Raw genomic sequence first — 8,348 nt, 5'->3', positions numbered from 1 at the left:
ACAGGTATTTCTGATTCTAAGGACACTGCTGCAATTCCTTTAGATACTTCATTAGATACATAATCAAAATGTGGTGTTGCTCCCCTTATAACTGCCCCTAAACATATTACGCCATCATATTTTTTACTTTTTGCCATTTTTTTCGCAACTAATGGTATTTCAAAGGCTCCAGGTACCCATGCAATCTCAATATTCTCATCCTCAACTCCATGTCTTTTAAGGCCGTCAATTGCTCCTGATAACAACTTACTTCCAATAAATTCATTAAACCTACCTATAATAATACCAACCTTTAATCCATTTCCTATTAAATTACCTTCATATGTTCTCATAGCTATTCAACCTCCTCAAAATTTAATAAATGTCCCATTTTATGTTGTTTAGTTTTTAAATAAAACTCATTAGTTTTGTTGTATTGTATTTGTAGTGGTACTCTTTCCACTACTTTAATACCATATCCTGATAATCCAGATAATTTTTTTGGATTATTAGTCATCAATCTTATTTTCTTTGCTCCTAAATCTGCCAATATTTGAGCCCCAATTCCATAATCCCTCATATCTTCAGGAAATCCTAATGCTAAATTAGCCTCTACTGTGTCCATTCCTTTGTCTTGAAGAGCATATGCTTTAATTTTATTTATTAGGCCTATTCCTCTTCCTTCTTGTCGCATATATAAAAGTATTCCTTTTCCTTCTTCTTCAATTGCACTTAATGCAGATTGAAGCTGCTCTCCACAGTCACACCTTAAAGAACCAAATGCATCTCCTGTTAAACATTCTGAATGTACTCTAACAAGAACTGGCATTTCATTATTTATTTCACCTTTTACTAAAGCTACATGATGCTCGCCATTAAGCTTATTTACATATCCTATTATCTTAAATTCACCATACTTTATAGGCATACTAGCTTCAGATACTCTCTCTATTAGTGATTCATTTTTTCTTCTGTAAGCAATCAAATCAGCAATAGTTATTATTTTTAGATTATGTTTTTTCGTAAACTCCATTAGTTGTGGAACTCTGGCCATAGTTCCATCTTCATTCATTATTTCACATATTACGCCAGCAGGATAAAGACCTGCTAATTTTGTTAAATCTACAGAAGCTTCTGTATGTCCTGCCCTTTTTAGTACACCACCATCTCTAGCTTCTAATGGAAAAATATGTCCTGGTCTATTAAAATCCTCTTTAGTAGAGTTTTTATCTACTAACTTTAGTATCGTTTCTGCTCTCTCATATGCAGATATACCAGTAGTAGTATTTTTTGCATCTACTGATACAGTAAAAGCTGTCTCCTTTGGGTCAGTATTATTTGATACCATAGGATATATATCTAATTCCTCTAACCTATCTTTGACCATAGGTACACATATAAGACCCCTACCATACTTAGCCATAAAGTTTATTGCCTCAGGAGTAACTTTTTCTGCAGCCATTACTAAGTCTCCCTCATTTTCCCTATCTTCATCGTCTACTACTACAATCACCTTTCCTTTTTTAATATCTTCTATAGCTTCCTCAATAGTATTAAACTTAAACATCTTAATCACCCCATTTTTATATAAATCCATTCTCTTTGAGAAAAGTTATATCCAATCCTTGTTTTGAATCTTCTGTTTTTTGTAAATTTAAAAACTTTTCAATGTATTTACCTATCATGTCACATTCTAAATTTACTTCATCGCCTATATTTTTTTGAACTAATGTCGTAATATGTTGTGTATGTGGTATTATAGAGACTTTAAATTGCTTTTTATCTACATATGCAACTGTTAAACTTATTCCATCTATAGCTATTGAGCCTTTATAAACTATATATTTAAGAATATCTTCAGAAGTTGAAATTGAAACCCATATGGCATTATCATCTTTTTTAAATTCTCCAATTATTCCAACCCCATCGATATGACCAGTTACAATATGTCCTCCAAGTCTATCCCCTACTTTTAATGCCCTTTCTAAATTTACTTTACTTCCTTTTTTTAATTTTTTTAAGTTACTTTTATTTATAGTTTCTGGCATCACATCAACTGTAAAACTTTTATTATCATAATCTGTAACTGTTAAACAAACCCCATTAGTGCTAATACTATCCCCTAATTTAATATCTTGCAAAATTTTATTAGCTTCTATCATAATAGTTGAAGAATTATAGCTATTAATAATTGATTTAACTATTCCTATTTCTTCTACAATTCCAGTAAACATATACTAATCTCTCCTCCTAATATAGCTCTCTATCATAACATCTTCATCAAACTTAGAGACTTCTATATGTTTAAGTATAATCGCATCTTTTACAAATCCTATTCCTTCTCCATCCACAGGTGTCTTTGCTTCCTTACCTCCAACTATTTTGGGTGCTATAAATGTTATTACCTTATCTACTATTTTTTCATTTAATGCTGAAGAATTCAGAGTACTACCTCCTTCTAATAAAATACTATCAATACTCATCTCACCTAATTTACTTACAAGATATTTTAAATCTACTTTACCTTTTTTAACTGGTATAAATAAGATTTCTGCCCCTTTATCCTTTAAAGCTTTAATTTTTTCTTTATCTGCTTTTTCAGTAGTAGCTATTAAGGTTTTTGCATTTGACTTTAAATTTAAAACTCTTGCATCTAGTGGAATTCTACAGCTTGTGTCAACTATTACTCTTAAGGCATCTTTCCCTTTTTCCTCATTAGTTCTAGTAGTAAGCAAAGGATTATCTTTTAACACAGTACCAATACCCACCATAATAGCCGAAACTCTATGCCTTAACTCATGTACATATTCCCTAGATTTTTCATTTGTTATCCATTTTGAATCACCATTTTTAGTAGCAATCTTACCATCAATTGTCATTGCTGTTTTCATAATACAAAATGGTTCCTTTGTAGTAATATATTTTATAAATATTTCATTTAACTTTTTTACTTCTTCTTCTAATACACCTGTAATAACTTCAATACCATTTGCCTCAAGAATTTCTATTCCTTTTCCTGCTACTAATGGATTAGGGTCTTTCATACCTATTACCACTTTTGAAATTCCTTTTTCAACTATAGCATTAACGCAAGGAGGAGTTTTTCCGTAATGTGAACAGGGTTCTAAAGTAACATACATAGTTGAGCCAATTAAGTCTTCTGTTGAATTTCTTATCGCTTCTACTTCAGCGTGTGGACCACCATATATTTTGTGATACCCTTCGCCAATTATTTTATTATTCTTTACGATTACTGCACCCACTAGTGGGTTAGGATTTGTATATCCAGCTCCTAACTTTGCCAATTCAATAGCTCTATTCATATATTTAATATCCATCTAACCACACCCTTTTTAAGTAAAAATTAAAGCCCTGAAGATAATCTTCAGGGCTTTATATGTCAACACTAATACATGGTCTGACTTATAGCACAATCATAGTGCATAGAGTTGATAGCAGACTCATCTATCCTTCTCCCATCCAGACTATACTGTCGGCTCTGGAATCTCACCAGATCAACTGCTTTAAGCAGCTCGCGGGCTATACCGCCGGTCGGGAATTTCACCCTGCCCTGAAGGATTATTTACCGTATTCAGTTAGTATATATGATATAACCATCATTATTTTCTGTCAACATTATTATAAACAAGTAATGGCGGGAGTATGTGGGAATCGAACCCACCCAGGACGCTCCTAACGCCCCGTACTGGTTTTGAAGACCAGAGGGCACACCAGCACCCATCTACTCCCATACCTTATGAAGTTGTTGACACTACTACATTATAGCAAATCGACAGAAATTGTCAAGGGGTCGACGAATTACTTTTCGCCGTCGATTCGCCGTCGAAATAGGTAAAAGAGTACTCTCTCTTCACACCGTCGTGTTTGAAAGCTTCACTCATGTTACTAAAAACAAATAATAGAGGATTTGGATTTAAAGATTATTAGCCAAAATACTTTTTTTATAGTAACTTGTATGTGAATAAATTTCTTCTTTTAAAAAAAGATGTGATTTTACTAATAAATGAACTGGCTAAACCTGAAGTTTTATTAGAAAAATATTCTACATCGCTTAATTGTATAAATTATGGGTATATTCATGAAGACTTAATGATACCTCTTTGCACATTTCTCCGACAGCATAATTTGAACACTATATGTCAAGTGATTACTCCTCCCCTCGCATCTTATGGGTTTGGAAATATCTGTGATATCCAGGCTTATTATGCACTTAAGGTATTTAATGCAGAGACCATATATTCTTTTATACGTGGTGATAAGCTTTTATTCATCAACAAGGGTACTTCAGAGCTTATTAAGAAACTCAGTGAAAACGTTTCAGATATAAGATATTCTATTGAAGTTAATAATATAGAAATTATAGGTAACAAAGTAAAAGTCGAAACTCTTTTTGGTTCTGACTATTACGACAAAGTACTTGTTACTACAAAGCTGCCAAATGATGTCATTAAGGATGATTTCTATAACCAATTAATGAATAAAATTGATACAAACCCATTTGTCACTTGTGCATATGAAGTAAGCAATAAAAACTTAGGAACAACCTATTATAAAGCCAATCTAGGTAAAAAAGGTAAAATACAATTTTTCCATACTTTTAAACGAAACAATAGAACCATACTTGTAGCCTATGCATATGGAATCGTCCAAAAAGATTTAATCAATGGAATAACAGATGACATTGAAAATTTAGGAATTCATATAAATAATTTGATAACAACTAAACAACGGTATATATTTCCACATTAAAAAAACATAATGTTACCAAAATTTTTATCAGGAAATAAGTGAAAGACAAAAGGATAGTAATATTTGTTTGATTGGTTCGTTAGTTTCTGAGCCTTCAATAGCTAATTTATACCTATCAGTTAAGAATTCTGTAAGTGAGATAATTAATGAATATAGTACAAAATCATATAATAATGTAACATGAATATTTACACTAAGTTGCTTTAATTACATAATTCTATGTTCACTTGTAGTCAAAGTCTATTTTTTATCCTCTGGCCCCGTTCTTTTACCTTAAAATTAAAAATTAAATTATATACTAAGTCCTTTTATCAGTTTTCTGTAGTCAATTTGCTTAATAAGTCTACTTAAATCATCAACATTATTATCTGGATAGCTCACACCATTAATTTCTTTATAATCTTTTCCAAAGTAATAAATAGTAACATAATAGCTTTTATGATCTATATTCACTTTTTTATATATACCTATTTTTACCTTTCCGAGCTTTTGCTCCATTAGCAAGTATTCAACACCTTCCACTGTAATCGGTATTAAATTATAAGTTTTATATATGTGGTCAATATTCTCGTTTCCTCTTGAAATTTCTATACTAAATCTTTCAATATTCTTTTCATACTCCATAAAAATACTTTCAATATTATCTTTTGATAGATTTCTTTCATAAGCTTTAGAAACATCTAAGTTTGAAACATCTACATCTTTCACTTCTCTAATCCCTAGTTCATACCCTTTTTCTCCAATTGTTATATTCTTCAACTCATAATCTCCTATTTTTTGTATAAAGCTAATATCAGAATAATACTCTTTAACCTTCTCTACCTTCTCGAATGATGGAATCCCTGTTATTTGAAAAAACCTATCTTTATGTTTAATAATTTTGTATTTATTATACTCTAGATTTTCCTTACTTTGTATCTCAATTAACTGATTAAATAATTTCATATCAGAATAAATATCAGTTTTATTTGTAGAATCCCCTTCTCCAAAATTGTATGTTTTCCCATTATTATGTATAGTAAAATCATATAAAGCTTTAACAACTTTGTGCAGATAATCGAAATCAACTAATTCAATTGTATCTTTTATTGTATGTATTCCTTCCCCATTTTTGTTAACATTTGACTGTTCTATGTTAATAGCACATATATTATTCTCTATAAAAGAATAATGGTCACTTATATCTGTTGAAACCCCAGTAACAAAAGAAATATTATACTTAGAAAATTCATCCCTTAAGTTTTTAACCAATTCATAGTTAATTTTACTATCATTATCTATTTTTAAGTTCCTTTCACCTTTCATTCCTACACAATCTACATTAATGTTGTAAATATATTCATATTTACCTTTAATATCTTTTACAAAAGCACTACTTCCATTTAGCCCCGATTCCTCTCCATTAAAAAAACATATAACTATATCCATATAGAGGGGATTGTTATCTGAATATTCTTTTAATCTTTTAGATAAATCTAACAATACTGCTACCCCTGATGCATTATCTACTGCTCCTTTAAAAATCTTATCTCCTGCCCAGCCAACATGGTCTAAGTGTGCTGAAAACACAAGTGCTTTTTTTCTGTTTTCTCCTGGTATAATACCTACTACATTCTTTGCTTTCTTTTTTTCACTATTGTATATAGATTTTATTGCTACATTCTTCACTTTTTTATCCTTTAGTATTTTATAAAGTTCATCATTAATTTGAATTATCGGAGTCCCTTCCCTTTTTTCTTTTAAATTTTTAAAGAAATATTTCTTTTTTATAAGTATTGCTTTTACTTTTCCTTTAAAATTATTTACATTGTGTTTTTCATCCAATACAATAACCCTATTTTTCAAGTCTTCATCATCAGTATTTAATGTAACTGGACAATCTACTACATAGTCCATTAAATAGGGGTCTAAGTATTCATTTCCATATTTACACTCCTTAGTGGTATTATCTTCAAAGGTTATTATAAAGGAATGTTCTTGTTTATATGGATGATAAACTGTTTGTACGTATTCATGAAAATAACTATCTTCATGATATGATTTTAATCCTATATCCTCTAAGGCTTTTTGCAGATATTCTAATGCTTTATCATTTCCTTCCGTTCCAGTAAGCCTTCCCTTTAAATCATCTGAAGTAAATATTTTTACAGTATTATAAGGAAGGTCTTCTACATTGCTAGTTTCAAATGTGCATCCACTTATCAATACTATCAGAATGCATAAAATAAATATAGTTATTTTTTTCATGTACTTAGTCTCCTTATGTTTAATATGTACTACCTATAATATTACTATAAAATTACTTTTATATTACCTTAAAATTTATAAATTAAATATAGAACCAACAATGCTTTTTTATTAAAGACTACTATATTTAAAGTATCATTGGCTCTACATTATATTTTTATATATTTATGCTAAGTTAGAACTCAATAAGTTGGTAATCTGGTAAAGGCCCATAATTTAACTTATCATGGGGTCCATCTACATGTTCATAGCATCTATAAAGATACCACCCATTAGTAATACTAATAAGATTCCAAATATGTTTCGGTGTTCCCATTGGTACAACTATTTCATTTTTTGAATCTATATTAGATTTGATTAAATAGTCAATAAGTAATTCTGGTATATTATCATTATTATCTTGATGAGCATATGCATTAAAATTCATGGAAATTAATAGTATACCAGTTAGTATAATCCATGTAACAACTTTTTTAAAGTTTTTCATTTATTATCCTCCTTAATTTTATTTTAAATTCTTACTATATTTCTAGTAAGCATAGTTAATTCTGTTGTAAGTCTCAACTGAGAAAGTTAATGAACCCTATAACATATTACTTTTTTAATTTTATCAATACATATAAACATTATATATAGTTTAATTTGTTCTTTATTTTGAGATATATCATATGTATATAATTTTTATTTATTAGTGAAACCATTAATATTTAATACTTTACATGTATTCAAGACGGCCATCTTAATACCTAAATTGTATAAAAATAACTTGTGTGTAAATATATGTAAATATTTGTTTTATGTTGTTGTATTATAATAATACTATTAATGTAAAAAAAATCAATGATTATTGCTAAAAAAGTGAATTTTTAAATCATTTTTTCACTTTTGTTTTTAAAGTTTCTTCTAGTGTGCTTTATTTTTAATAAATGAGGAAATTGCATAATTAACTTTTTATAAAACCGAAAAAAAGGACATAGAGCGATAGCTCATTGAAAAATGAGATTTTTAAAAACTTATATACAGTTTTATAAAATTGCAATAACCTCCTAATCATTATTTAAAGTTTATTTGCCGTTAGGCAGCTTTATCAATAGACTTTCTTGAATTTAAAGCAATTGTTCCAGCTATGAGTGCAATACAATTTAGTAATGAATGGACTTTGACTTTTTTAATACCTTTAGACCTTATATTATCTAAGTTTAGATACTTTTTAAGTCTACTATTACATCTTTCAACAGATGTTCTTTTATCATAAAGTTTTTGCCATAAATCTGAAGATCTTAAGGGATAACCCCAATGTCTTGGGTTCTCTTTCCAATTATATTTTAATGTATAACCATAGTTAGAAGAAG

8 protein-coding genes, 1 tRNA gene and 1 riboswitch are annotated in these 8,348 nt (G+C 29.4%); of the genes, 1 reads left to right on the top strand and 8 read right to left on the bottom strand.

The annotated features are described in order from the left end of the window. The 5 genes from ribH to L21TH_RS04840 all read right to left on the bottom strand — a co-directional run. The coding region (gene ribH, locus L21TH_RS04860; protein WP_034429359.1) for a 6,7-dimethyl-8-ribityllumazine synthase at positions 1 to 332 on the bottom strand (332 nt) is incomplete at its 3' end. A gap of 2 nt (positions 333 to 334) precedes the next feature. Next, on the bottom strand, positions 335 to 1,546 hold the full coding sequence (locus L21TH_RS04855) for a bifunctional 3,4-dihydroxy-2-butanone-4-phosphate synthase/GTP cyclohydrolase II (protein ID WP_006310771.1): 1,212 nt from the start codon (positions 1,544 to 1,546) through the stop codon (positions 335 to 337). Between the two features lie 16 nt (positions 1,547 to 1,562). Beyond that, positions 1,563 to 2,213 carry a riboflavin synthase gene (gene ribE, locus L21TH_RS04850; RefSeq protein ID WP_006310770.1) on the bottom strand — a complete coding sequence of 217 codons (651 nt, stop codon included), beginning with the start codon at positions 2,211 to 2,213 and terminating at the stop codon, positions 1,563 to 1,565. Between the two features lie 3 nt (positions 2,214 to 2,216). After that, positions 2,217 to 3,317 carry a bifunctional diaminohydroxyphosphoribosylaminopyrimidine deaminase/5-amino-6-(5-phosphoribosylamino)uracil reductase RibD gene (gene ribD / locus L21TH_RS04845; protein ID WP_006310769.1) on the bottom strand — a complete coding sequence of 367 codons (1,101 nt, stop codon included), beginning with the start codon at positions 3,315 to 3,317 and terminating at the stop codon, positions 2,217 to 2,219. 126 nt (positions 3,318 to 3,443) lie between these two features. Further along, positions 3,444 to 3,562: riboswitch (FMN riboswitch) on the bottom strand. 70 nt (positions 3,563 to 3,632) lie between these two features. Then, positions 3,633 to 3,729: transfer RNA gene (locus tag L21TH_RS04840), tRNA-Sec, on the bottom strand. A 258-nt stretch (positions 3,730 to 3,987) separates the two neighbouring features. Between L21TH_RS04840 and L21TH_RS04835 the strand changes: the two genes are divergently transcribed. Beyond that, positions 3,988 to 4,749: an FAD-dependent oxidoreductase gene (locus L21TH_RS04835; protein ID WP_155848311.1), complete on the top strand. Its 762-nt coding sequence runs from the start codon at positions 3,988 to 3,990 to the stop codon at positions 4,747 to 4,749. Between the two features lie 291 nt (positions 4,750 to 5,040). Here the strand turns inward: L21TH_RS04835 and L21TH_RS13715 are convergent, their stop codons facing one another. The 3 genes from L21TH_RS13715 to L21TH_RS04820 all read right to left on the bottom strand — a co-directional run. Further along, positions 5,041 to 6,996, bottom strand: coding sequence for a M28 family metallopeptidase (locus L21TH_RS13715; RefSeq protein ID WP_006310764.1), 1,956 nt, complete (start codon positions 6,994 to 6,996; stop codon positions 5,041 to 5,043). Positions 6,997 to 7,171: 175 nt separating this feature from the next. Continuing rightward, complete coding sequence (locus L21TH_RS04825; RefSeq protein ID WP_006310760.1) at positions 7,172 to 7,483, bottom strand: hypothetical protein; 312 nt, start codon at positions 7,481 to 7,483, stop codon at positions 7,172 to 7,174. A 587-nt stretch (positions 7,484 to 8,070) separates the two neighbouring features. Continuing rightward, positions 8,071 to 8,348, bottom strand: a 278-nt coding sequence (locus tag L21TH_RS04820) for a transposase (protein ID WP_034429357.1), incomplete at its 5' end; no start/stop codon positions are given.

The sequence above is a fragment of the Caldisalinibacter kiritimatiensis genome, from assembly GCF_000387765.1.
In the GTDB taxonomy this organism is placed as follows: Bacteria; Bacillota; Clostridia; order Tissierellales; family Caldisalinibacteraceae; genus Caldisalinibacter; species Caldisalinibacter kiritimatiensis.
Note: the sequence above shows the minus strand (reverse complement) of the source record. Positions and strands in the feature narration are given on the sequence as shown.

Coding starts and splice junctions, on each gene's coding strand:
- L21TH_RS04855 (WP_006310771.1), bottom strand. CDS start 1,546: ATGTTTAAGTTTAATACTATTGAGGAAGCTATAGAAGATATTAAAAAA.
- L21TH_RS04825 (WP_006310760.1), bottom strand. CDS start 7,483: ATGAAAAACTTTAAAAAAGTTGTTACATGGATTATACTAACTGGTATA.
- L21TH_RS13715 (WP_006310764.1), bottom strand. CDS start 6,996: ATGAAAAAAATAACTATATTTATTTTATGCATTCTGATAGTATTGATA.
- ribE (WP_006310770.1), bottom strand. CDS start 2,213: ATGTTTACTGGAATTGTAGAAGAAATAGGAATAGTTAAATCAATTATT.
- ribD (WP_006310769.1), bottom strand. CDS start 3,317: ATGGATATTAAATATATGAATAGAGCTATTGAATTGGCAAAGTTAGGA.